The organism is Arthrobacter sp. Helios, assembly GCF_023167125.1.
GTDB lineage: Bacteria > Actinomycetota > Actinomycetes > Actinomycetales > Micrococcaceae > Arthrobacter_B > Arthrobacter_B luteolus.
Window position 1 is genome coordinate 2,993,433 of the sequence record NZ_CP095402.1, and the last position, 23,233, is coordinate 3,016,665.

Sequence of the window (23,233 nt, forward strand, 5' to 3'; positions counted from 1 at the left end):
CACCTTTCGCAGATCCTGCACCGGCGGAGCCGTGCGCTACCCTGCACTGGCTCCAAAACATGATCCCGATCATACCGTTGAATGGAACGGGTCCCCTGTGGTGCGCTGCCGGGCTTCTACTGTGGCGGTCATGAGCGAGAACATCTCCAGCCCACATCCACACACGCCTCCGGCGGGACCGGCCCCTGCCGCGGGCCGGGCGGCCGGCAAGGTCGCACTGATTTCAGGGGCCGCCCAGGGCATGGGCGCTTCGCACGCGCGGATGCTCGCCGCCGAGGGGGCCAGCGTGATGATCGCGGACCTGCAGGAAGCGGCAGGGCGGGAACTGGCCCGCGGCATCAACGACGCCGCCGGCCGGAAGGCCGCTGCTTTCTCCCGGCTGGACGTGACCAGCTTCAGTGACTGGCTGACCGCCGTCGAATCCACCGTCCGCCGGTTCGGCGCCCTGCACATCCTGGTCAATAATGCCGGAATCTACACTCCGGGCAACGCAGAGGATGCCAGCATCGAGGACTGGAACCGCACGATCAACATCGATCTGACCGGCTCGTTTCTCGGCATGAAGGCGGCCGTGCCGCAGCTGCGCAGGAATGAGTCCTCCTCCATCATCAACGTGTCCTCGATCGCCGGCCTGGTGGGCTTCAAGAACCGCGCCGCGTATGCCGCTGCGAAGTGGGGGGTGCAGGGGCTGACGAAAACGTCCGCGCTCGATTTCGGCCCGGATGGAATCCGGGTGAACTCGATCCATCCAGGGTCCGTGGAGACCGCCCTGACCGCCGGACTGCAGCGCGGCGTCGGGCAGATTCCTGCCGGCCGGGCCGCGCAGGTGGAGGAGATCAGCTCACTGGTGCTGTACCTGGCTTCGGACGAATCCCGGTTTGTCTCCGGCGCCGCCATCGCGATCGACGGCGGCGAAACCGCGGGCAACAACCTGCGCCAGGATGCCTGACGGCGGCTCCCGCCGGCACCAGCGGACCGTCCAATGAGATGCTGCGTCCGGCGAACGGTCCGGGGCGCTGGCGCGGCGCCGCCGGGGCGTGCTTGCATGGAATGAGTGCGGCGATCGCTGGGCCTGCTTTTCACAACAATCTGCGCCTGACAGTCCCCCGCACCCCAGCGTCCCTACGTGTCAGGGCCAAGGAGCGCATCATGGATGGATCGGATTCCGGTTCCGGTTCCCCGTCCCGCCGGGAGCAGGCCGAGGCAACCTATGCGCGGCTGTTCGGTCCGCGGGACCCGGACGCCCACCAGGACGATCCGGAGCTGATGGAGATCCTGCGCGGCTTCATTTTCGGCGATGTCTTCTGCACCGGAGTACTGGATGACCAGACCCGGGAGCTGATCACGGTCACCGTCCTGGCGTGCCTGCAGACCCTGCCGCAGCTGAGCGCCCACACGGCAGCGGCGCTTCGCGTGGGTGTGCCGCCGGTGCAGATCCGCGAAGCGGTGTACCAGCTGGCACCTTTCATCGGTTTTCCCCGTACCCTCAACGCCGTCGCCACGGTCAACGGAGCATTCCGCGACCATGGCATCTCGCTGCCGCTGCCGGTTCAAGGAACGGTCGACGACGCCGGCCGGTACCAGCGCGGGCTCGCCGAGCAGGAGCCGCTGTACGGAACGGAGATTAAGGACAATCTCGCCGACCTGCCGCAGCCGTTTAACGAGGCCCTCCCCCGGTTCCTGACCGAGTTCTGCTTCGGTGACTTCTACACCCGCGGCGGACTTACCCTCGCGCAGCGTGAACTGTTTGCGCTCTGTGCCCTGGCCGCGATCGGCGACACCTCCGCCCAGCTCGGCCCGCACGGCCGCGCCTGCCTCCAGGTGGGCAACTCCAAGACGGTGATCATCGCAGCCCTGGTCCACTGCTTTCCGTACGTCGGTTTCCCCCGGGCCGTGTCCGCCATCCGTGCGGTGAAGGACCTTTAGGTCCGGTACCTGGATCCGTCGCTGCCGGCCTTGGCCGCTACCGCGGGCTCCGGTGCCCGCCGCACCACGATCAGGACGGTGGCGATCGGCCCCAGCAATATCGACACGAGGAACCAAATCCACCGCGACCGGTTCTTCTGCTCAGCCAGACCGGCATTGATCACGGCAAGCGTGAACCAGAATGTGCCTGAACTAACGTATTCATCCATCGGGCCACCCAATCACAAAAGTTGAGGGATCCTGCAGACCACCCAACATCTGTGTCGACCTCGCCGGACACAGAGGTGTTACACGGGATTCGTCTCCGCGGCCCGCCCGTCGACGTTCCGCAGGGTCCGGAAGCCCGCGAACGTCAGGCAGATCCCTAGTGAGGCTTCCCAAATGATGCGGCAGGGTCAGCAGCGCTGAGAGAACCGATGTCTGCCCATAGGCACCAAAAAGAGAAGGCAATGCCGGACAGGGACATCAGTGGACCGCCGATCAACCCGAACAGGGCCATCGGCCGCGGCACCAGCTGCGAGCGGTACGTCAGGAAGCCAAGCAGCAGCCCATTGCCGATTCCGACGACGATCAGCGCACACTCCATGCTCCGGGCCGCAACATAGGGTGCTGGCAAACCGGGAACGGAGAACCTCCGCCAGCACAATGCCATGATGGGGCGCCTGCGACAGAGCGGTTTTCCTACCGCACCACCGTGCATGTCACATCGATGCTGGATGCCTACGTCTTTGGCTTCGCGCTGCAGCAGAAGACGCTGTCCTTCGAAACCCCGGTGGGATCTGCAGAGACTGCCGCCGCCACCGACGACGGCGAGGACGCAGCGGCAGCGGAGCGGTACCCCTACCTGCTCGAGCTGGTGAGCGAGCTCGCGAAGGACGGATATGACTGCGACGCGGAGCTCATTGTGGGTTTGGAAGTCCTGCTGGACGGTATCGAGACTTTACGAACATCCTGATTCAGCGACTGACCTATGCTCGTCGCAGTAGCATTCGTTTTGTGGCGATGTGCTCGAATTCCAAGTAGCTGGGGGCAGCCGTGAAGTCGTACCGAATCATCCACCAGTTTCTTTTTGTGCTGGCTTTCCTGCCGTTGGTCCTGGGCTGGGGTCCCTGGTATCTCATGACTCTGCTGCCTCTTGCCCTGATCATCCCGTATGGCATCAACGAGGTGGTCATCGACAAGAGGTCCGGACGAAACAGGACGCCCGAGAGCGCGGATGCCCTGCATCGAGATGTCCTGGAACAGTCCGAGCGCCTCGGCTAAGGTTCAAAAGCTCAAACGGACAACAACGCCGGCACCTGGCTGGGAGCCACACCGTAGCGCTGCCGGAAAGCGCGGCTGAAAGTCCCGGGGTCCTGGAATCCCGACGCCAGGCACGCGGTCTGCACAGCGGCCCCCTGCGCCAGCAGGGTACGGGCATGTTCCAGCCGGGCTCGGCGGATTTCGGCGGCCGGTGACGTCCCGGCCTCGGCGAAGACCGCCTGCACCGAACGGACCGAAAGGTGCGCACCGGCGGCAAGTTCCGCCGTCGTGAATTCCGGATCCGTGAACCGGGCTTCGATGGTGCGGAGCATGGACCCGCGGAGCTCGGCCCGGACCTGCACCGCAGGCGTCCGGGGCGCCGGCCCGCGGCTGCGCAGTTCCCGCACAATCTGCGTCTGGGCCCGCGGCTGAGGGCTGAAGCTCAGGAGCGTGCCGAGGTCGCTCCCCATACTGCGGGTGGTCCATTGCACCGGGCGCGCGTCCCCGGCGCGGGTCACAAACCACTCCGACGCCGGGGCGGAGCCGCCCGAGCCGACGATCGGGCACTCGTGTTCCGGGTACGGGGATCCGTCCGGGCGGCGGCAGTGCAGGAGGTCATGACTGGGACCGCCGACGACGTCGTCCTCTCCCCGGTAGCCCAGGAAACGGATGGCAGCCTTGTTCGCCAGGGACACGAGACCCTGGGGGTCGATGACCCACAGCGGAACCGGCGCCTCACGGACCACCTGTGTCAGCAGATCCATCTCCGGTCCTTTCCTGTGGATTTCAAACGGCCCCCAGTTCTACACGGTACGAAGCGTGGAAGGCGGACCCGTTGCCTGGTTGTTTCGCGCAGGTAAAAGGGTGGGCTCGCTGCGTTTTTTGCCGACTGGTCTTCGCAAAAAGCCTGGGTCCGGCGCTCGGCCGCCTTCTACGTTGATGCTGTGGCAAGTGCCGGAATGCAACTCAGGAGGAGATCGAAATGGCTCATTGGAACACGTCACGAGACCAGGCCACGCTCAAGGTGCGCAGCGCCGTCGCCCGTTCGGATTCCTCCTGGGCGGAGATTGCCGAGCAGCTGGACCGGCCGCTGCTGTGGACCATCGCAGCACTGCTCGGCTCCCACCCGGTGCCGCCTGAACTGGCGGAGAAAGCGGGGGAGCTGCTGGAGCTGGATGCGGACACTGTGCTGGCGCTGCAGGAACAGCCGTACCGGATTGCCGGGGACTCGCTGAAGGACGATCCCACGATTTACCGCTTCTATGAGCTGCTGGCGGTGTTCGGCCCGGCGCTGAAGGAAGCCATCCACGAGGAGTTCGGCGACGGCATCATGAGCGCAATCAACTGCAACGTCGAGCTGACCCGGCGCGAAGATCCCGACGGCGACCGCGTCCGCGTGATCATCGACGGCAAATTCCTGAAGTACCAGTGGTAGGGAGCCTGCGATGAGCTATGTGATTCCGAAGGACTTCGCGGTCCGAATGATCGACGCCGGGCACTCCAAGGTGATGCTCTCCACCCGGGACACCCTGATCCGCAGCTACATGGCCGGTGCCATCCTGGCGCTGGCTGCGGCGTTCGCCGTCACGATCAGCACCCAGACCGGTTCGCCCCTCCTTGGGGCGATCCTTTTTCCCGTGGGTTTCTGCATGCTGTACCTGATGGGCTTCGACCTGCTGACCGGTGTATTCACCCTGGTGCCGCTGGCGTGGCTGGACAAACGCCCGGGCGTCACTTGGAACTCGATGCTCCGGAACTGGGGGCTGGTGTTCGTCGGCAACTTCGCCGGCGCCCTGACCACCGCATTGCTGATGGCGATCGTCTGGACCTACGGCTTCTCCTCCGAAGTCAGCGAGGTGGGCCAGGCGATCGGGCACATCGGCGAGGGCCGCACCGTAGGCTACGCGGAACACGGCGCAGCGGGGATGCTCACCCTGTTTGTGCGCGGGGTGCTGTGCAACTGGATGGTCTCCACCGGCGTCGTCGGCGCGATGATGTCCGACAGCCTGCCCGGCAAGGTGATCGCCATGTGGATGCCGATCATGCTCTTCTTCTACATGGGCTTTGAGCACTCGGTGGTCAACATGTTCCTGTTCCCGATCGGCCTGATGCTCGGCGGCGAATTCACGCTGATGGACTATCTGATCTGGAACGAGATTCCCACGGTGCTCGGGAACCTGGTGGGCGGCCTGACGTTTGTCGGCCTGATGATCTACGGCACGCACGCCCGGACGGCGCCTGGGCGGCAGTTCGCGGCGAAGGTGAAGGTTTAGGTTCACAAGTACGACGACGGCGCGGGCCGGCACGGGAGCTTGGCTCCGGGTGCCGGCCCGTTCCGTCGGTAGGAATATGCTCAGCGCCCGCCAACCGGGCCCGCCGCCTCTATTGTGCGGCGGCTATCTGCTGGACACTGAAGACATTGGCCCCGGGGCCACAGTGCCGGTGTGCGCGTCCGCCCCAGGTCACAGGACGCCGCTGCAAACAGCCCTCCGGTGAGGACGATCAGGCGGACCCAGGTACCGGAAAGGCATTCCGATGAGACTTCCTTCTCCCCCGCGGCGGGTGTTCTCAGCAGTTCTCGCCGCCGTCATTCTGCTTCTTCTGACGGGGACCGGCGCATTCGCTTCTTCCCCGGCGTCCAGCCCGCAGTTCTTATCCACTGCGGTAACGAACGACGGGTCTGGCCCGCAGTACTACAGCGGACTGAACATCGACGTCCGGGACGACGTTTCCGGGGACGTGTACGCGTCGGGACAAAGAATCACGATCAGCGGAAACGTCACAGGGGATGTGATCGCAGCCGGCCAGACGATCACCATCACCGGAAACGTTGACGGAAACGTGCGCCTGGCCGGGCAGGACGTGACCATAAGCGGCGACGTTACGCGCAGCGGCACCATCTTCGCGTCGACTGTCGATGTCACCGATACCGGCTCCTTCGGGAACGATCTGGTGGGCGCCGCGGGCGATATCTCCATCGCCGGCGCGATCGGCCGTGATGTCCAGGTCGGCGTCGGGGATCTGACCATCGACGGGACTGTCGGCGGCAACCTGACGTACAACTCCAACGAAGATGCGGACATCGCCGACGGCGCGGTCAGTGGCACCGTGGAGCGCATCGCGCCGCAGCCCGACCGAGAGCCGTCGCCGGGTGAAAAGTTCGTTGGATGGCTCCTAGGGCTGCTCTATGCGCTGGTCGCCTTGAGCCTCATCACGGTGATCGCAGGCTGGCTCTTCCCCCGTCTGCTGCAGCGTGTCACCGACCGCTTGGTGCCCCAACCGTGGAAAGCTTTGCTGGTCGGTTTCGTGGCATCGATCGCCGTTCCGTTCGCCGTGCTGATCCTTCTGGTCACGGTCATCGGGGCGCCCGTCGCGCTGGCCATCCTGCTGGTATGGATCACACTCACGCTGGCAACCTTCGTCTTTACCGCGTATTACATAGGCAGGCTCATCTTCCGCGGGAACCAGCATCCGGTGATCAAGGCGCTCGTCGGAGGCCTCATCCTCATCGTTGCGCTGCATATTCCGTGGCTCAACATCCTCGTCTGGCTGGCCATGGTGTTCTTTGGTCTCGGTGCGCAGCTCCTGGCGATCTACGACCGGCGTCCCTGGCGGCGGCTAAGCGAACAGTCGCGGGATGGCTACGGCCCGGGCGCAGGTCCGGAGAGCGGGCCCAGGTACGACGGCGGACAGCCCCCGCCGCCCCCGGTTCAGCCGCCTCCCCCGGTTCAGTAATCCCGGCCGGGGGGCACGCCAGGCCCCGCGGGCACGCGCAGGGAGCGGATCAGCCGCCGTCTAGTGTCTGGTTAGCTGACAATCGGGGGGGGATACAACACATGGGGACACGAACGGCGGCCATGGACACCATTAAGCCGGACTGCTTCGACCAGGCCGTGGTGGAAGCCATAGCCGAGTTCCCGGAACCGCTGCCACCGGGCACGGACTGGCAGATCCGCGCTGCGGGTTTCACCGAACCACAGCAGACCCCGTCGGCCCAAATGCCGTCGATCGAGGACGGCATCCAGGACACCTTGGTGGCCGGATACTGGCTGTGCGCCTGGATGGATTCCTATCTGCAGGCCGTGGATGGCAATGACGCGCCGGGGCAGGCGGATGGCATGGCGTACCTGTCCAAATTCACGCAGCTGCCCGCAATCCAGGCAAACATGGTCAATCCGGCGGTCTTTGATTCCAGCGTGATCGCGCCGGCCAAGGCCGGAGATCCGGCCACGGTGCGCGAGTATTTCAAGACCTGCTCGAACTACCGTCGCTAGGCCAGACCAAACCAAGCGTCCAAACACCGCTTACAGCAGCAACACTACGATCCGAAGCCTTTGATCCCCCGGGATTCGAAACACTAACTTCGATCAGCTGGAACGTTCGTAAGACGGCTGATTCTGCGACTCTCGTTGAGGGGTTGTCCCGCAAAGGGTGCCGGGGTCGTCGGCAGCTCCCTTCCCTCGGTATCAGCCTCTCGCAGCGCGGTGCGCAACTGCTGCTTCACCCGCGACAACCGTGACCGTGCGGTTGACGGATTAATACCCAAGACGGCCGCTGCCTCGTGGGACGCCAGGCCGTCCCAGTACGTCAGGCGGATGAGCTCGGCGTCCTCATCCGGCAGGCGGTCGAGTGCATCCCGCACCTCGAGGGCCGTGTCATCCTGTGCCGGTTCGCTCAAGTGCCGCATAACTTTCACCAGGCGCTCAACTGCAGCGGAGCGGCGGGCCAATTTTCGGCGGGAATCCCGCACTACGTTATGTGCGGTGGTGAACAGCCACATCCGCCCCTGGGTAGGGTCTGTCGGCACCCGACGACGCAACTTCCAAGCGGTGAGCAGCAATTCGCCGTATGCTTCCGCGGCATCGCCGTGGTTCAGAAGGCGGCGTTGGAAATACCGCAGCAAGTCGTCGGCATTGTTTCGGACGAGTTCGTCGATCAGCGACACCGTCTCGCTCGAGTTACTCACTGGCAGCCCTGCGTGATGCTGAACAGGCTCACGGGGCCCTGCTGCCCCGGGGTCCGTAGGCCACGGTTTTCCATCTCGGCAGACAGGAGGTCAGCTACGGTCCCGTGCACGGCGAACTGTTCGATCAGTTCCGGGCTGTTGTGCAGGACGCCGGGGGTGCCGTCGCCGAACGGTTTGTCGTTTTCTGCCTCCGCGCGAGCTCTCGCAGCGGACGTCTCCAGAGTGTTGAGGTCGAGTCCCGCGACGAACTCACGGGCGGCGACAACTTCCGGTGCATCGTCTGGAACTCCATCCGGCTCAACTCTGAGACCGGAGTAGCAGGTCTGGCCGTTTGGTCCAGGGAACTGGTAAACGTTGTCGGCTGTCCACCCCCAGGGGGTCTGCAGGCCGTTGCCGGCCACAGCGACTGTTCCGGCACCGACAAGCACAGCGGAAGCCGCCGCGCCGGCCGCCCAGACGCGACGGCGATGCTGACGTCGTCGCCGCGCCCCTTCCAGGATGCGCATACTGTGCTCAGCCAGCCCCAGCGGCTGGGATATTTGCGGGGCCGCTGCCCGGATTCGGGTTTCCAAGTCGAGATCATTCATGTGGGTGACGCCTTCCTGACAGAAGCTTTACCCATACATGGCCGCAGACCCCGCGATTGTCCACGGCAGTCCACAGTTTCTCCGGATCACTCAATACAGGGCGATGGCTAAAGGGGCGGAGGTAGGTAGTCGCTGGACGCATACTAGCCACTGGCTGTGGTGGCCACGAGTTGGACCCTGCCATGCGCCGCGAACGCGCGGGAAAGCGCATCCAGGCCTATGCCGACGACGGCGGGACGGTCCTGCTGGTCACCCACGGACCCGGTGCTGCTGCTGACCGCCGCGCAGTGGTGCCTGCTGATTGACGGCAACGTCCGGGAGATCGCGCCCGAGCGCGCCGCCGCGGAAATCGCCGGACGCTGGCCCATGACAACTGAGGCCACTCGGGCCCCTCCTCCCTTCAATCCGGTCCGCTACACCCGGCAGGCCTCGCGGGTTTTTTCCCGCGGCCGGACCCGGTTCCGGGATGTTTTGTCGACGTCTATACCGCCGTGCTGGCGCTGGGGACTATCGGAGCCCTGGCCGCGGGACTCGTCCTGGCCCTGCGGGAGCAGGTAGCGCAGGCCTGGGGCACGAACGCCGCCGGGCGCACGGTGGCGCCGCCGTCGTTCTCCCCGCCCGACGGCGCTGCAGCGGCGGTGCTGGTGTTCGCTGCCCTGGTGACGGTGATGACCGTAGCCCGGAAGTTCGGTCCGGCCTCGGCCAGCGGACCCGAAGGGTATTAGTGGCTGAGCCTACCCCTGGACCGGCGGCCGATGGTGATCGGGCGGCTGGCCCGCCGGCTGGCTGCCGGTGGGCGGGCGCGTCGGTGCTGTATCCGCAAATTTGGATTGGTGTTCCCTACCCAAAGTGGAGGCGCGGGACCGCTGCCAAGGTCCACGGATAGGGTCGTGTTATCCAAAGAAAGGACCTGCCCGTGGTTTCCATCGCCTGGCTCCGTGACGATCTGCGCACAGCTGATAACCCTGCCCTCTTGGCCGCAGCGCACGACGGCGGCGCGGTAGCCCTCTATGTTCTGGATGAGGAATCACCGGGCATCCGGCCGCTGGGTGCCGCCGCCAAATGGTGGCTGCATCATGCGCTGCAGGCCCTGCGGCATGATCTTGAAGCCCTGGGCATTCCGTTGGTCCTGTTGCGGGGGCCGGCCGGCGACGTCGTTCCTGCGTTCACGCAGGAGGTGGACGCGGAGCGGATCCTCTGGAATCGGCGCTACGGCGGGCCGGAGCGAGAGGTTGACGCTGCGGTCAAGGAGTGGGCGGCGAGCACGGATGTGCAGGCGGAGAGCTTCCAGGCGTCGCTGCTGCATGAACCCTGGACCGTGCGTACGGGCGGCGGCGGACCGTACCGCGTTTTCACTCCCTTCTGGCGAACGGTGTCCGCAATGGATTTCCGGGCTCCCCTTCCGGCTCCGGACAAGAATGCGGCTCCGCCGGACGGCATCCCCGCCGGGGAGGACCTTCAGGACTGGAACCTGCTGCCGCTGCATCCGGACTGGGCTACCGGGTTGGCGGAAGCCTGGACCCCGGGTGAGGAAGCCGGCTTGTCCGCACTCAGCGACTTCCTGGCCGGCCCGGTGCAGAATTACGACGACGGTCGCGACCGTCCGGCGAAGGCCGGAACCAGCCGGCTCTCCCCGTACCTGCGGTGGGGGCATGTGAGTCCGTTCCAGGTGTGGCACGCGCTGTCCCGTGTGCGCGGGAACGGGCCCGGGCCGGATGTGTTCGGCACCGAAATTGGCTGGCGTGAGTTCTGCTGGCACCAGCTCTTTCACAACCCGGATTTGGCCACCAGGAACCTGCGGCCGGCCTTCGACGGGTTTCCCTGGGAACATCCTGAGGGCTCGGGACCGCGAACCCCGGCAATCCTGCGGGGGAAGGCAGCGCAATCGCCGTCGGGATCCTGGCCTGATGGCCTGGACCCCCTTGATGCGTGGAAGGCCGGGCTGACAGGAATTCCGCTGGTCGACGCCGGCCAGCGGCAGCTTTGGAGCATTGGCTGGATGCACAACCGGGTGCGGATGGTCGCCGCCAGCTTCCTGATCAAGAACCTGGGCATCCACTGGCGGGTGGGCGAGGAATGGTTCTGGGAGACCTTGGTGGACGCAGACCCCGCGAGCAATCCCGCCAACTGGCAGTGGGTCGCAGGCTCCGGCGCGGACGCAGCACCGTTCTTCCGGATCTTCAATCCCCAGACACAGGCAAAACGCTTTGATCCCCAAGGTGAGTACATCGCCCACTGGGTGCCGGACGCGCTGACTCCCGCCTATCCCGAGCCGCTCGTGGACCTACTGGATTCCCGCCGACACGCGCTTGAGGCCTACGAGAGTATTCGCTGAGCTGCACGGTCACCTCCGCTGGCATGGACCTGCCCGTCTCCTACGCCACCCCGCATCCCGCGGTGCCGGCCGCAGGCACGTCCCCTGGGACACTGAGGTGACCACCATCGCCGGGAAGCAGCAGATGCTCGACGTCGAGGTCCGGGCCACGGACTGCCGGTCAACGAGGACGCGATCCCGTTCCGCCGCTCGGTCGCCGCCCTGTTCGACGGGGACGCTTTCTTCCCCTCCCTCTCCCTGCGCGAGCACCTGCAGCTGGTCGCCCGCGGTCACTCGGTCCCGGAACCCGGACGCCGCCGTCGACGCCGAACGGAGCAGCGTCTGAACCCCGCCAGGCAGAATCAACGAAAACCGGGGCAGTCCCGAAGGATACACGCTGACGCGCCGGAAGCACGGCAAGCACGGCAAGCACCAAAGTAAGCCTCCAGCGTGCTCCGGTTTGCCGGGTCTGGTTGGATGTTGACAACCACACAATCAAAGAGCGGAGAATCGTGTGCCCGTAGACGGCCTCGCGTTGATGTTGACCGATCTGAAAGACAAGTACGAAGAACGCGCTTCTTCGCCAGCTTTCTCCCGCCTTTATGAAGATGTAGGGCCCTGGGGCCATATGTTCGCCGTCTTGCACGAGGCGCTAAATGACCACTTTGAGGCCATCAACGGCAGGGCCGTAACTACGAGACATTATTGGGCTATACCCAGCAGGGACTTAATTGAGCTGATCAAGGACCTGAAAGAGGACCTATACGCCCTGAAGCGCGGCGGCATAGAGATTAAGCTGATCGACAGCTACCAGGAGGCGATCGAGCGGTGCCAGCCCTGGCTCTCCCCGAGTAGCGGAAGCCCAGTGCCGGAGGACTTCGAACCTGTCACGATCATCAAATACGAACGAGTTTTCAGCGAAACTTCCTCATCAGTAACCCTGAAGAAGCAGCGGGCACCGGTCGAACTCAAGATGATCGGCGGCGGCTCGTACGCCAACGTTTACGGATACGTTGATCCGGACTATGGAATAAAATTTGCGGTCAAGCGAGCAAAACGAGGCCTCAGTGACCGTGACCTACAGCGATTCCGCCAAGAATTCGACGTCATGAAAAGGCTTAGCTTCCCGTACGTTGTGGAAGTTTACAAGTTCGACGAGGCGCGCAACGAGTATCGGATGGAGTTCTGCGACGAGACCCTCAGGGCTTACATATCAAAGCGGAATACCAAGCTACAGTTCTCAACTCGGAAGCGGGTCGCCCTTCAGTTCTTGTACGGCATCAGCTACATCCACAGCCAAGGGCTTCTTCATCGCGACATCAGTCTTCAAAACGTACTGTTGAAGGTATTCGGCAGCGGGGCCGTTCTCGTGAAGCTTTCCGACTTCGGCCTTGTCAAGGACCAGGCATCCCGCTTCACGCGCACCCAAACCGAGATGCGCGGAACGATCCGCGATCCGCAGCTCCACAATTTCAAGGATTACGACGTTCCCAACGAGATGTACTCAATTGGCTGGGTGCTCTCGTACATCTTCACCGGACGAGACGCACTAACGAGTGGAGCGGATGCGGCCAGCCGCATAGTCCAAAAATGCACAGCCCCTGATCTCATGGAGCGCTATGGCTCTGTGCTCGAGGTTATTGCGGATGTTGAGCATTTGGAGGCCTCCCCTGCGGCGAGAGCTGCGACGGGAGCCGAGGCTTGATCTTGACTGGCGTCCCCCTGCAACCAGCCGATGCTACCCAGTCCCGGGCGTCCAACTCGGCCATAGCGGCGTATCCATACGGTAACGGAACGGGAAGGGCCTGCCCCGTTACCTAGCGGGGTGAAAAGCCAGCAGCAGTGGCCCGGCCTGACGAAGGAGCGGCCGGAAATCCAGTGCGGAGCGAAGCGGAGGGCAGCTAGTGTTGTCTTTGGACTTGGGCCGACCGCGCCGTCTCGGGGAAGGGACGGGGCCGGCTGGGCGGTTACTCTACGGTCGCCCGTCCAGAGATCCAACTGAAATGGGGCTTCCGGAAACGGCTGGGCAGTTCGGCGGCAGGTCCACCGGTCCGTCCGACTGGCCTAACTTCCAAAAGCCGAACACCACTTCGGTGATTGCTTCACGGCAAGCGGTCTGTGAGCGGAAGCACTGGGTTTCCGTGTCGCCCTCGACGTAGAGCCCGTACCCATAAAGGAGGCCGTCGGCGTCGGAGTGTTTGGCCGAGGCGAAGATGACGTAGGGCCAGCTTCCGGCGTCGCTGCCCCCGCTGCCCCAACTGGCCCGAATGTCCCAAGGGGTGCCTTTGAGGTTTTCCGCCCAGTCGTACACGCTGCCGGTACGGTCATCTTGGGGCAGCCGCGGGGCGGTTACATGTTCGCTGGTGTCGTGCGTGGTGAACTGCTCATTCGTGGTTTTGCTCCTGTGGTTGGGGTGGATTCGGGGCCTGTGGTGGTCCAGTAGTTGGCCTCTCCCCCGGGGTGTGCCTGCTGGCAAGCTTGCTCGCTTGTTCCCAACGGAGCAGTGCTCAACGCCGCAGGTGCAAGGGACCGGGAATCCTGGGACGAAATAAGCGACGTAGGAGCGACGACGGGATTCCTTGGCGCATAGCTGGCGCAGCCGGTTGACGCTACGAAGCGGGGACACATACTCCGCAGGACAGCAGCAAAACACGTCGTAGACAAATCTAGTCCGGGGTGGCCGGAGCTCTGCGACGGGGCACCCGGGCCAGGGAGCTGACCGCGCAGCGGACGCCCGGTTCCCTGGTAAAGCGCGCCATCGAAAACCGGTGCTGCAAGTGTTGTTCTTGAAGGCGACCGCGTTTTTCGATGACCACTGTGGGCGTCGTTTTGGCGTGCCTAATATTGTGGCCTTATGGTCTTTGTCCTATGAGCCTCAATAAAACTGATCCCCAGAAACCCATGCCCAACCCCAAAAAATCTGATCTGGGTATTTTCATTGGAACATGGATAATCCTCCTTGCCGCCTGCACCATGTATGCCATGTGGCCGACTTGGAGTGGCGCGGAGCGGCTGGAAGCATCGGCAACCGGTCAGAGGGAAATTATTGCCTTCATCGGCGCCGGTGCATCACTTGCCGCTGCCTTCTGGTTCAGCTTTTCGTTTATGCGTGCGCGCAGAATGAACGAATTGAAAACCATCGATGCATTAGGCCTTCTTGGAACAATGATTGGCTGTGCAACCGCCGTCGAAATCGGCCTCTCAGCCGCGGGTGTGCTGTAGTCCGGAATCGTTCGATCGTCTACTTATCCTGCATCGGCCACCGCCGGTAAAGAGTCTCTTTCAGATAGACCTTGGGCGTCCCGGACCGTCCGACCGGGGCGCCCTGTCGATATCAGCCATTCAGGCGCTTCTTGCTGCAGCGCGTAGTCGATGCTCATGAGCCACACCTCCTTTCTGCCCCGCCATGCGAGGCCCCCACCGATTCAGCCGGTCGAGGGTGGACTGTCAATCGCGGAGAGTGCGGGCACAGGCCGGGAAAATAAGGGAGCGCAGAGACCGCGCTGGCTCGGGTTCGCGCGTGGATTGCCTGGACGGACTCCCGGACGGCTACGATCGGTGGCCTTGTATGACGGAGATACCCAGCCACCCACAAGGCAGAAAAAGATCATGCGGGAGCGCAGCTGAGGGCGGCTTCTGAAGATCCCGGAGCCAGTATAGAGACGGGTCCGTGCTGGGTGGGAGGGCACTCCCGATCTGCACTGACTGCCAAGACTGCCCGCATGTGATCGGACCGAAAGCTAGGGTACTTTTATCCGTTCGACCATTCCCGGGGATCATAGAAGCGTCTGGCGCGGGGCGGCCCGGCGGTGGTTTTGACCCGGCATTTAGGATGTGGATATGACCTATACCGCGCACGTTTTGAGCGTAATGATCGCCTCTCCGTCCGATCTACCCCACGCCCGGGATGCCATGGAAGAAGCTATTCGTAGCTGGAATGTGGCTCACTCGCGCAACAGGCAAATTGTACTATTGCCGTGGCGCTGGGAGGAGAACGCGGTCCCGACGCTGGGGGATAGACCGCAAGCGCTCATCAACGCCCAAGGTGTTGACCAATCCGACATCGTGTTCGCGCTGTTCGGTAGCCGTCTAGGCAGCCCCACCGGCGAGGCCATTTCAGGCACTGTCGAAGAAATCGAACGCGCCGAACAGCAGGGCAAGCATGTGCACGTCTACTTCTCCAACGGTCCGTTGCCCAACGATGTGGACGTCGAACAGCTGGCCGCCGTGCGCGAGTTCAAGGAGGCCCTGTTGAAGAGAGGCCTGCTGGGAGAATTCAGCACCCCGAGCCAGCTGAGCCACGAAGTATGGAAGGCCATCGAATTCGATCTTGCGCAACTTGATTTGGAGGCTCCGAACGTACCTAAGCGCAACGTCGGTGTGGACTTTCTAGTGCAGCCCCGGCAGGAGCGGGAGATGAAGGGGCTGAGCCGACAGGGCAAGCCTCAGTACACCACTCGACGATGGCTGGAGATTATCAATCAGGGTGACGAGGACGCCGAGAATTTCCGAATCGAGGTCGCGAACTCTGACGCAGGTATGGTTTTGGGCGGCAGCGACGACAGCCCGACCACCATCCATCGTGGGCAGGTACGAACTGTTCCCGTCATGATGATGATGGGCGGGGAAGGGCAGCCTGCGGTCCGCTTGTTGTGGACAGAGGACGGCGAGGAAAAGTCGAAGGAAGTCCACGTGGGCTGACAAGCCGGAAGCGTGGAGCACCCCACCACCGTCCTGGCTGGGAACCTCCAGGCCGCCGCCGACCGCTAGTCTGTTGGACAATTATCTCCACTCGCCAACCCCAGCGGCTGGGATGCTTGCGGGGCCGCTGCATGGATTCGGGTTTCCAAGCCGAGATCATTCATGAGGGTGGCGCCTTCTTGGAAGGAGCTTTACCCACTACATGGCCGCAGACCCCGCGATTGTCCACGGCACTCCACGAATGTTCCAGATCACTCTATATTGGGACTGCGATGATCCAAGGACCGGAGGAGGTAGTCGTTGGACGAATAGTAGCCACCGGAGGCCGTGGGTGAGGTAAACCGGCTACGCCGTCGACGCCGAACTGGCCTTCTTCGCCCTGCAGGAGCGGGCCGACGCCGTTCCGGCCTCCGTTTCCTCCGGCCAGCGCCGCCGGCTGCTGCTCGCTTCGGCCCTGATCCGGCCGTCGTCGCTGCTGATCCTGGACGAACCGGAGCAGCGTCTGGACCCGGTCATGCGCGAACGGGTGGGAGAACGCATCCAGGCCTATGCCGACGGCGGCGGGACGGTCCTGCTGGTCACCCACGATCCGGCGCTGCTGCTGGCCACCGCGCGCCGGTGCCTGCTCATTGACGACGACGGCCGGGAGATCGCGCCCGAGCGCGCCGCCGCGGAAATCGCCGGACGCTGACCCATGACCACTGAGGCCACTCAGGCACCTCCTTCCTTCAACCTGGTGCAGTACACCCGGCAGGCCTCGCGGGCGTTTTCCCGCGGCCGGACCCGGTTCCGGGATGCTTTTGTCGACGTCTACACCGCCGTGCTGGCGCTGGGGACTATTGCAGCCCTGGCCGAGGGACTCGTTCTGGCCCTGCGTGAGCAGGTGGCCCAGGCCTGGAACGCCGGTTCCGGGCGCACTCTGGTGGCGCCGCCGTCGTTCGCCCTGCCCGACGGTGCGGCAGTGACCGTGCTGGTCTTCGCGGCCCTGGTGACGGTGATGACCGTGGCCCGGAAGTTCGGTCCGGCGTCGGTCAGCGGACCCGAGGGGTACTGGTGGCTGAGCCTGCCGCTGGACCGGCGGCCGATGGTGGCCGGGCGGCTGGTCCGGCGCCTGTTGCTGGTGTGGGCGGGCGCGTCGGTGGCGTATCTGCCGCTGGGGTTCATTAGCGATGTTGGGGCGAGCGTGTGGGGCCAGTTCCTGTCGGCCGGAACGTTTGGGGTGGCGGCCGCCGCCGCTGTGCTGCTCGCGGCGCTGCGGCAGGCAAAGCCGGAGCGTTCGGGTTCCGGGGCTGGCGGGCGCGCGGGTCTGGGTCCGGGCCTTTTGGTGCTGGCGTTGCTGAGTCTGACGCCGTTGCGGGTCACTGCCGGGTCCTGGGCTCTGGCTGTAACTGCCCTGAGCGTCACCGCCGCGCTGGGGCTGCTCGTTAATGCCCGTCTGGACAGGATCCCGGGGCGGGAACTCATCCGCGGCGGTGCGGTGTCCGGGCATGCCGGCGCTGCGGTGTTTTTGATGGACCCGAACGAGCGGGGGCGGTCATTGTCCACCGATCACGGAGTTGCTTCCGCCCGCGCCGCCCGCTGGTACGCGCGGGGCGGGCGGACGCCGTTCGGCGCGCTTCTGCGTGCTGATGCTATTGCGTTCGTGCGGACGCCGGGCTTGTGGGTGCGTCCGGTTGTGCTGCTCGTGCTGTGTTTGGTCCTGCTGCTGACCGGTGGGGCGCAGCCGATACTGGTCCAGCTGGCCCTGATTGCGGTCATGGTTTGTGCTGCCGTGCCGGCCTTGGGTGCGGTGGCCAGGCGGACGGCGATTACGCCGGGTCTGGACATGCTGCTCCCGTTGTCGCCGGCAACGGTGCGGCTGAGCCGGATGGTCATGCCGGCCGCTGCTTTGGCGCTGTGGTTTGCGGTGTTCTGCGCCGCGCTCGTGCTGCTCGGTGTCGGCAGCCCGGCGTTGATTGCCCTTGGCGCTCTGGCTGCTGTGGGGTTTGGCGCGTCGGCGGTGCGGGGCGCCTACCGGGTCCAGCCCGACTGGACCATTCCGCCCACGGACACTGTGTTCGGCCCGGCGCCGAGCGCCCAGGCCGGGTCGATGATCCGCGGACTGGATACGACGTTGCTGGCGCTGGTTCCCCTGTTGTTGGGGCTGTTCCTGGGGTATGTGCCCGGTGTGCTGCTGCTGGCGCAGGCTGGATTCTCGGCGGTGTGTGTTCTTGCCGCGATGTATTCGGGTCCCAAATAGGTCATTTGCGGGGTTTCGCCCCGGCTGGAGCCAGCCGCGACACGCATGAAAGGGTCTACGAGGGCTCGTGGATGCCCTTGTAGGGGCAGACACTAACCTCGATCCGCGGGAACATTCGCAAGACGGCTGACTCTGCGACCTTCGTTGCGGGGTTGCCTCGTAGGTGGTGCCGCAGTCCCCGGAGCAGATCTCTTCCATCGCCATCAGCCTCTCCCAGCGCGGTGAGCAACTCCTGTTTTACCCGCGACAGCCGTGACCGCGCGGTTGATGGATTGATACCCAAGACGGCCGCTGCCTCGTGGGACGCCAGGCCGTCCCAGTACGTCAGGCGGATGAGCTCGGCGTCCTCGTCCGGCAGGCGGTCGAGTGCATCCCGCACCTCGAGGGCCGTGTCATCCTGTGCCGGTTCGCTCTGGAGCCGCATATCTTTCACCAGGCGTTCAACTGCAGCGGAGCGGCGGGCCGATTTGCGGCTGGAGTCCCGCAGTACGTTGTGTGCGGTGGTGAACAGCCACATCCGCCCCTGAGTTGGGTCTGCCGGCACACGCCGGCGTAACTTCCACGCGGTGAGCAGCAGCTCTCCGTATGCTTCCGCGGCATCGCCGTCGTTCAGAAGACGGCGTTGGAAATAGCGCAGCAAGTCGTCGGCATTGTTGCGAACGAGCTCGTCGATCAAGGACGCCGTGTCGCTCGCGTTCCTCATTGGCAGCCCTGCGTGATGCTGAACAGGCTCACGGGGCCCTGTCCTTCCGGGGTTCGCAGGCCGCGGCTTTCCATCTCCGCAAACAGGAGGTCGGCAACGGTCCCGTGTATGGCGGACTGTGTGATCTCGTCCGGGCTGGAGTGCAGAACACCTGGGGTGCCGTCGTCGAACGGTTTGTCATTCTCTGCGTCCGCACGAGCTCTCGCGGCGGACGTGTCCAGGGTGTCGAGGTCTAGCCCCGCGACGAACTCACAGGCGGCGGCAACCTCCGGCGCATCGTCTGGAACTCCATCCGGGTCTACTCTGAGACCGGAGTAGCAGGTCTGGCCGTTTGGTCCAGGGAACTGGTAAACGTTGTCGGCTGTCCACCCCCAGGGAGTCTGCATACCGTTGCCGGCCACAGCGACTGTTCCGCCGCCGACAAGCACAGCGGAAGCCGCCGCGCCGGCCGCCCAGACGCGACGGCGATGCTGACGTCGTCTCCGCGCCCCTTCCAGGATGCGCGTACTGTGCTCAGCCAACCCCAGCGGCTGCGATACTTGCGGTGCCGCTGCCCGGATCCGGGTTTCCAAGTCGAGATCATTCATGAGGGTGTCACCTTCCTGACAGAAGCTTTACCCACTACATGGCCGCAGACCCCGCGATTGTCCACGAAGACCCACAAATCCTTTAGGTCACTCAGTATTGGGACTGGGATGGACCAAGGACCGGAGAAAGTAGTCGCTGGACGAATAGTAGCCACTGGCTGCGGGCGGGGAGGTAACCGTTCCCGCCTATCGGCCCCGAACTCGGCGCCCTGCGGAAAGAGCCGATGCGGCACGCTGACCCTACTCTGCTGATGGCGATCGCCTGGACCTACGGCTTCTCGTCCGAGGTAAGCGAGGTGGGCCGCGCGATCATGCTCTTTCTTCTACATGGGCTTTGAGCACTCGGCAGTGCACATGTTCCTGTCCCAGATAGGCCTGATGCTCGGCGTCAAGTTCACGCTCATGGATTACCTGATCTGGAACGAGATCCCGACCGTGCTTGGCAACCCGGTGTGTGGCCTAACCTTCGTAGGCCTGATGATCTACGGGACGCATGCGCGGACCGCGCCGAGCCGGCAGTTTGAGGCGAAGGTCAAGGTTTAGGTTCTTTGGAACGACGACGGCGGCGGCGGGCCGGCATCTGGGTACCCGTGAGCCGGCCCGTTTCGGCCGCCCTACCCTCCGAACCGAGGGAAAAACTCCAACCCGGCAATCACCTAAAAGACGTGCGTACAGGATCCAAGAGGAAGAGGCAGGAGCTCTCCTCGAAACCCACAACGCGCGCCGTAACGCGGAGGTTGTCACCGACGCCAACGGTGTCTGGGCGGTTGGTATCCGTGAAATGCATGTCGGATGTGGCGTTCACATCACGGAACTGGAATGCTGGCCCAGGCGAAGTGGTCTCGCTGAAATCTCCGGCTCCGATCAAGATGTCGTACCGCGTCTTGTAGTCGCCATGAGGGTTCATGGCACCGATGCTTCCGTCGAACGCAATGGTCTTCCCCTTATTCTGGGCAGCGAAGACGGCAACTGGTTCGCTGCAGTGGTCCGTGATGGCCAGCAGGGCCGCTAAGTCACTGCTGTTCTCAACGGTGAGCACTTCCTCTGGCTCAGCCGTCTCCGCGGTCTCGGATGCTTGCTCACTCGGGCTCGCTTCCGGTGATGCCGATGCAGGGCCTGCCTCTTCGGTTGCTTTTGTCTGGGCCGGTGACGCAACCGGATCGGCTGCGGCGTTTCCGCTTCCGTCTTGGATCGCGCCGACAGTAATCGCTGCGGCAATCAGGAGTGCAATGCCGCCCCCGACCGCAAAAAGGCGCCAAGGCGTCTTCCGTTTTGGACGTCGAAACGTAATCTCAGACCGTAACGTTCCTTTGTCTTGGGAGACGAACTCCCACCCTTCGTTTTCCCACTTCGACGTTGACCGGGCTTCAGCGCCGCGGATTGCCTTTACCGTTTTGAACTCGTACTGCACTTCGTTGTCAGCCACGCGGCTTCGGCTCCCCCAATAGGCCTCATATATAGGTGACGAGCATAGCAATTTCTGCCGCCTGACCGCGGTATGCAGGCCCGTGCCAGGAGCCAATCAGGAATAGCCCGGCAACGGGATCGTGAGCGTAGGGATGCCTGACTCTTCTGCGTCGGTCAGCCGCCAGCGAGGCCAGCCCAAACAGCATCATTCGCATCTGGGTCCGACGCCGGGCAGCCCCTGCTCGCGCAGGCCGGCACTGACCTTTTGTGGTCTTCGCCGGGCATCTCCCGTATCAGGGCACGACCACGCTTGAACTTCTCAGAGTTCAAGGAATGAGCCTGGACCCGGCAGTTCACCCGGTCCAGCTGGAGGCAGACTGAGGTGGGGTGTCCGTGTTCTTCAGCCATCGGCCACAGTAACAATCGGCGGCATTCTCAAACTGCAGGCCGGTCCCTGGTGAGGTCGAAAATAGCGAGCTCGACCTGTGCACGGGTGCGACCGTACGGCCCGCCCCAAGCATCCAATAAATCCAGGTACCGCTGGTAGTGCGCGGTCGACGTCGTCCGGAGATTGATCTGGTCCGTGCCTCTTGTGTTCTGGAAGATCCAGTCACGCACCCGCTTGTCGAGAATAGGTGCAACGTTCTTGCCGTCGACCGAATCGGTCATCGAGCTGAAGGCCAGCCATTTCGTGAAAAAGGCCGGACCTAGGAATTTGATTCTGCCTTCGTTATTCATGAACCGGAACGCTTCGGCAGCAGCGTTTTCATCGCGCACGATATCCCCGGCTTTGATGAGCTGCTCCCGGATGTCCGTCTCCACTGCTCCGCCGGCGGTGTTGGTGCCCGCCGTCAGGATGCGGCGTGCCCGGTAGGGGCCGTAGCGGCCCGGACCGCCCCAGATCAGGACCGGAACCAGCGCGCCCAGCACACGCTCGCGGACAAGATTGCCTTGCACAGCGCCGCGCACGGCGTCCCTATCGAGTTCGTTGGGGAGGTCTTTGAGGGCCGCCGCGGCATCCGGAATATCACTCACAAGGGGTTCCCATTTGGCTCGATTCCAGAGAAAAGCTTTTTGATGCGCCTGTTCGGCAGATAGGCGAGTGGCAAGCACGGCGGGAATGCCGGTTTCAACTGTGGACATCTGCCATTTCTACCCGAAAATTCCAGGTCTGGGCATAAGTACCGGATTCGAGTCCTGCCCTCTCGCGCTTCTCATTTTCCGCGGCAGGCAGCGGCCGGTGTGCTGGGCCCGGCGTTGGTCGCTCTGGCGGCCGACGTCGCACTGGGCCTGCTTGTGTTCGTTCGGCTGGGCAGGAACCCGAGCCGGGAGCTGATCCCCGGCGGCGCGGTGTCCGGGCACGCCGGAGCCGCGGTGTACCTGATGGATCTCAATGAAATGGGCCGTGCGCTTTCGGCGGAGCCCGACGGCATTGCCTCCGCCCGTACTGCGGGCTGGTATGCGCGGGGCGGCAGGACGCCGTTTGGTGCGCTGCTGCGCGCTGATACTGCTGCTTTCCTGCGGACCCGCGGACTGTGGGTTCATCCGGCGCTGGTGCTTGCCCTCTGTGTCGCCTTGTTGCTGACAGGCGGTGCGCAGCCTCCGCTGGTGCAGCTGGGGATGATTGCAGCGGCTGTGTTTGCGGCGGTTCCGGCGCTGGGTGCGGTGACCCGGCGGACAGCAATTATGCCGGGCCTGGACCATGCTGCTGCCGTTGTCGGTGTCCGTCGTACGGCTGAGCCGGATGGCTCTGCCTGCCGCCGCGCTGGCGTTGTGGACGGCGGTGTTGTGTACGGTGCTGGTGCTGCTTGGCGTGGGTAGTCCGGTGCTGATTGCCCTGGGGGCGCTGGCCGGCGTGGGCTTTGGTGCGTCAGCGGTGCGGGGCGCCTACCGGGTCCAGCCCGACTGGACTATTCCGCCCAAGGACACCCCGTTCGGCCCGCAGCCCAGTGCGCAGGCCGGGTCCATGGTCCGTGGTTTGGACACAACGCTGCTTACTATGGTTCCGCTGCTGCTTGGGTTGTTCCTGAGTTATGCGCCTGGGTTGCTGCTGCTGCTGGGGCAGGCTGCGTTTTCCACGGTGTGCGTTCTTGTGGTGATGTATTCGAGTCCCAAATAGCGTGGCGTCCTACGTTTCGGCGTCGGTGTTGTCCGCTTAACCTGGTGCCGGCAATATCAATACTCATGCATGAGGTGGTTGCACGGAGAAGTCATTACAGGAAATCTCCGATCGCGGATGCGCCATCGTCGCAGGGTTCAGGCTGTCCAACAGTGCGAGGCCAAGGAGCGCCCACAGCAGGCCTGCACTCATCATGTTTCTCGTGCGGTGTTCAGCCACCCGAGAATGCGGTTCAGGCACTGCGCTAGGACGTTTGTAGAGTCTCGATGCCTTCCAGCAGTACTTTCAGATCGACCGTGAACTCGGCGTCGCAGTCAGTTCCCTTGGCGCTGGCGCCCTGCCAGAGACGTGGCCGAAGCGGCTGGGTGACGGCAGCGGTGAGGAGGATGCGGGTAATCGTCACGCTTACGGCGGCCGAAGGGCTCACCTTCGCCTGACTAGT

28 protein-coding genes and 1 pseudogene are annotated in these 23,233 nt (G+C 64.0%); 19 read left to right on the forward strand and 10 right to left on the reverse strand.

Annotated elements, in window-relative coordinates; genetic code table 11:
- Nucleotides 1-130: 130 nt before the first annotated feature.
- Both ArtHe_RS13625 and ArtHe_RS13630 read left to right on the forward strand, forming a co-directional pair.
- Complete coding sequence (locus ArtHe_RS13625; protein WP_248317449.1) at nt 131-949, forward strand: SDR family oxidoreductase; 819 nt, start codon at nt 131-133, stop codon at nt 947-949.
- Nucleotides 950-1,149: 200 nt separating this feature from the next.
- On the forward strand, nt 1,150-1,926 hold the full coding sequence (locus ArtHe_RS13630; protein ID WP_248317450.1) for a carboxymuconolactone decarboxylase family protein: 777 nt from the start codon (nt 1,150-1,152) through the stop codon (nt 1,924-1,926).
- On the opposite strand, the gene ArtHe_RS13635 is transcribed toward ArtHe_RS13630, so the two are convergent.
- A complete protein-coding gene (locus ArtHe_RS13635; protein WP_248317451.1) occupies nt 1,923-2,135 on the reverse strand; it encodes a hypothetical protein in 213 nt (70 codons plus the stop codon). The genes ArtHe_RS13630 and ArtHe_RS13635 overlap by 4 nt on opposite strands.
- 155 nt (nt 2,136-2,290) lie before the next feature.
- Nucleotides 2,291-2,542 carry a DUF4386 family protein gene (locus ArtHe_RS13640; RefSeq protein WP_248317452.1) on the reverse strand — a complete coding sequence of 84 codons (252 nt, stop codon included), beginning with the start codon at nt 2,540-2,542 and terminating at the stop codon, nt 2,291-2,293.
- Between the two features lie 93 nt (nt 2,543-2,635).
- Between ArtHe_RS13640 and ArtHe_RS13645 the strand changes: the two genes are divergently transcribed.
- Both ArtHe_RS13645 and ArtHe_RS13650 read left to right on the forward strand, forming a co-directional pair.
- Nucleotides 2,636-2,881 carry a TetR/AcrR family transcriptional regulator C-terminal domain-containing protein gene (locus ArtHe_RS13645; protein WP_248317453.1) on the forward strand — a complete coding sequence of 82 codons (246 nt, stop codon included), beginning with the start codon at nt 2,636-2,638 and terminating at the stop codon, nt 2,879-2,881.
- Between the two features lie 80 nt (nt 2,882-2,961).
- Nucleotides 2,962-3,189 carry a hypothetical protein gene (locus ArtHe_RS13650; protein ID WP_248317454.1) on the forward strand — a complete coding sequence of 76 codons (228 nt, stop codon included), beginning with the start codon at nt 2,962-2,964 and terminating at the stop codon, nt 3,187-3,189.
- Nucleotides 3,190-3,200: 11 nt separating this feature from the next.
- On the opposite strand, the gene ArtHe_RS13655 is transcribed toward ArtHe_RS13650, so the two are convergent.
- Complete coding sequence (locus ArtHe_RS13655) at nt 3,201-3,932, reverse strand: helix-turn-helix domain-containing protein (protein WP_248317455.1); 732 nt, start codon at nt 3,930-3,932, stop codon at nt 3,201-3,203.
- 218 nt (nt 3,933-4,150) lie between these two features.
- Between ArtHe_RS13655 and cynS the strand changes: the two genes are divergently transcribed.
- The 4 genes from cynS to ArtHe_RS13675 all read left to right on the forward strand — a co-directional run bounded on the left by cynS (nt 4,151) and on the right by ArtHe_RS13675 (nt 7,442).
- Nucleotides 4,151-4,603 carry a cyanase gene (cynS, locus tag ArtHe_RS13660; RefSeq protein WP_248317456.1) on the forward strand — a complete coding sequence of 151 codons (453 nt, stop codon included), beginning with the start codon at nt 4,151-4,153 and terminating at the stop codon, nt 4,601-4,603.
- Nucleotides 4,604-4,613: 10 nt separating this feature from the next.
- Complete coding sequence (locus ArtHe_RS13665) at nt 4,614-5,441, forward strand: formate/nitrite transporter family protein (RefSeq protein ID WP_066303512.1); 828 nt, start codon at nt 4,614-4,616, stop codon at nt 5,439-5,441.
- A gap of 262 nt (nt 5,442-5,703) precedes the next feature.
- Entirely contained in the window at nt 5,704-6,903 is a 1,200-nt protein-coding gene (locus ArtHe_RS13670; protein WP_248317457.1) for a hypothetical protein, read from the forward strand.
- A gap of 101 nt (nt 6,904-7,004) precedes the next feature.
- Nucleotides 7,005-7,442 (forward strand): hypothetical protein, encoded by a 438-nt coding sequence (locus ArtHe_RS13675; protein ID WP_248317458.1) that lies wholly within the window; start codon nt 7,005-7,007, stop codon nt 7,440-7,442.
- An 83-nt stretch (nt 7,443-7,525) separates the two neighbouring features.
- Here ArtHe_RS13675 and ArtHe_RS13680 read toward each other — a convergent pair whose 3' ends face one another.
- Both ArtHe_RS13680 and ArtHe_RS13685 read right to left on the reverse strand, forming a co-directional pair.
- A complete protein-coding gene (locus ArtHe_RS13680) occupies nt 7,526-8,134 on the reverse strand; it encodes a sigma-70 family RNA polymerase sigma factor (protein WP_248317459.1) in 609 nt (202 codons plus the stop codon).
- The gene (locus ArtHe_RS13685) at nt 8,131-8,721 is read right to left on the reverse strand and encodes a hypothetical protein (RefSeq protein ID WP_248317460.1); all 591 of its coding nucleotides are present in this window, start codon (nt 8,719-8,721) and stop codon (nt 8,131-8,133) included. Before ArtHe_RS13685 ends, ArtHe_RS13680 begins: the two co-directional genes overlap by 4 nt.
- 182 nt (nt 8,722-8,903) lie before the next feature.
- Between ArtHe_RS13685 and ArtHe_RS17885 the strand changes: the two genes are divergently transcribed.
- The 8 genes from ArtHe_RS17885 to ArtHe_RS13720 all read left to right on the forward strand — a co-directional run bounded on the left by ArtHe_RS17885 (nt 8,904) and on the right by ArtHe_RS13720 (nt 17,975).
- Nucleotides 8,904-9,026 (forward strand): hypothetical protein, encoded by a 123-nt coding sequence (locus tag ArtHe_RS17885; RefSeq protein WP_282568689.1) that lies wholly within the window; start codon nt 8,904-8,906, stop codon nt 9,024-9,026.
- 186 nt (nt 9,027-9,212) lie between these two features.
- Nucleotides 9,213-9,446 (forward strand): hypothetical protein, encoded by a 234-nt coding sequence (locus tag ArtHe_RS13690; protein ID WP_248317461.1) that lies wholly within the window; start codon nt 9,213-9,215, stop codon nt 9,444-9,446.
- Between the two features lie 185 nt (nt 9,447-9,631).
- Entirely contained in the window at nt 9,632-11,056 is a 1,425-nt protein-coding gene (locus ArtHe_RS13695; protein ID WP_248319804.1) for a deoxyribodipyrimidine photo-lyase, read from the forward strand.
- Nucleotides 11,057-11,549: 493 nt separating this feature from the next.
- Nucleotides 11,550-12,740, forward strand: a complete 1,191-nt coding sequence (locus ArtHe_RS13700; protein ID WP_248317462.1) for a protein kinase family protein — start codon at nt 11,550-11,552, stop codon at nt 12,738-12,740.
- A gap of 1,163 nt (nt 12,741-13,903) precedes the next feature.
- The gene (locus ArtHe_RS13705; protein WP_248317463.1) at nt 13,904-14,257 is read left to right on the forward strand and encodes a hypothetical protein; all 354 of its coding nucleotides are present in this window, start codon (nt 13,904-13,906) and stop codon (nt 14,255-14,257) included.
- Nucleotides 14,258-14,875: 618 nt separating this feature from the next.
- Nucleotides 14,876-15,736 carry a DUF4062 domain-containing protein gene (locus ArtHe_RS13710; protein ID WP_248317464.1) on the forward strand — a complete coding sequence of 287 codons (861 nt, stop codon included), beginning with the start codon at nt 14,876-14,878 and terminating at the stop codon, nt 15,734-15,736.
- Nucleotides 15,737-16,115: 379 nt separating this feature from the next.
- Nucleotides 16,116-16,427, forward strand: a complete 312-nt coding sequence (locus tag ArtHe_RS13715) for an ABC transporter ATP-binding protein (protein WP_248319806.1) — start codon at nt 16,116-16,118, stop codon at nt 16,425-16,427.
- Nucleotides 16,428-16,430: 3 nt separating this feature from the next.
- Nucleotides 16,431-17,975 (forward strand): DUF6297 family protein, encoded by a 1,545-nt coding sequence (locus ArtHe_RS13720; protein ID WP_248317465.1) that lies wholly within the window; start codon nt 16,431-16,433, stop codon nt 17,973-17,975.
- Nucleotides 17,976-18,030: 55 nt separating this feature from the next.
- Here ArtHe_RS13720 and ArtHe_RS13725 read toward each other — a convergent pair whose 3' ends face one another.
- Together ArtHe_RS13725 and ArtHe_RS13730 are read right to left on the reverse strand one after the other, a co-directional pair.
- On the reverse strand, nt 18,031-18,678 hold the full coding sequence (locus ArtHe_RS13725) for a sigma-70 family RNA polymerase sigma factor (protein ID WP_248317466.1): 648 nt from the start codon (nt 18,676-18,678) through the stop codon (nt 18,031-18,033).
- Nucleotides 18,675-19,265 (reverse strand): hypothetical protein, encoded by a 591-nt coding sequence (locus ArtHe_RS13730; protein ID WP_248317467.1) that lies wholly within the window; start codon nt 19,263-19,265, stop codon nt 18,675-18,677. The genes ArtHe_RS13725 and ArtHe_RS13730 overlap by 4 nt, the downstream gene beginning before the upstream one ends.
- 318 nt (nt 19,266-19,583) lie before the next feature.
- On the opposite strand from ArtHe_RS13730, the pseudogene ArtHe_RS13735 reads away from it, so the two are divergent.
- Nucleotides 19,584-19,808: pseudogene (locus tag ArtHe_RS13735) on the forward strand (formate/nitrite transporter family protein); the annotation flags it as partial.
- 109 nt (nt 19,809-19,917) lie between these two features.
- Here the strand turns inward: ArtHe_RS13735 and ArtHe_RS13740 are convergent.
- Nucleotides 19,918-20,691, reverse strand: coding sequence for a DUF4839 domain-containing protein (locus tag ArtHe_RS13740; RefSeq protein WP_248317468.1), 774 nt, complete (start codon nt 20,689-20,691; stop codon nt 19,918-19,920).
- A 416-nt stretch (nt 20,692-21,107) separates the two neighbouring features.
- Entirely contained in the window at nt 21,108-21,815 is a 708-nt protein-coding gene (locus ArtHe_RS13745; RefSeq protein ID WP_248317469.1) for a hypothetical protein, read from the reverse strand.
- A 114-nt stretch (nt 21,816-21,929) separates the two neighbouring features.
- On the opposite strand from ArtHe_RS13745, the gene ArtHe_RS13750 reads away from it, so the two are divergent.
- Both ArtHe_RS13750 and ArtHe_RS13755 read left to right on the forward strand, forming a co-directional pair.
- Nucleotides 21,930-22,493 carry a hypothetical protein gene (locus ArtHe_RS13750; protein ID WP_248317470.1) on the forward strand — a complete coding sequence of 188 codons (564 nt, stop codon included), beginning with the start codon at nt 21,930-21,932 and terminating at the stop codon, nt 22,491-22,493.
- On the forward strand, nt 22,486-22,791 hold the full coding sequence (locus ArtHe_RS13755; protein ID WP_248317471.1) for a hypothetical protein: 306 nt from the start codon (nt 22,486-22,488) through the stop codon (nt 22,789-22,791). Before ArtHe_RS13750 ends, ArtHe_RS13755 begins: the two co-directional genes overlap by 8 nt.
- A 244-nt stretch (nt 22,792-23,035) precedes the next feature.
- Here the strand turns inward: ArtHe_RS13755 and ArtHe_RS13760 are convergent, their stop codons facing one another.
- On the reverse strand, nt 23,036-23,194 hold the full coding sequence (locus ArtHe_RS13760) for a hypothetical protein (protein WP_248317472.1): 159 nt from the start codon (nt 23,192-23,194) through the stop codon (nt 23,036-23,038).
- Between the last annotated feature and the right edge of the window lie 39 nt (nt 23,195-23,233).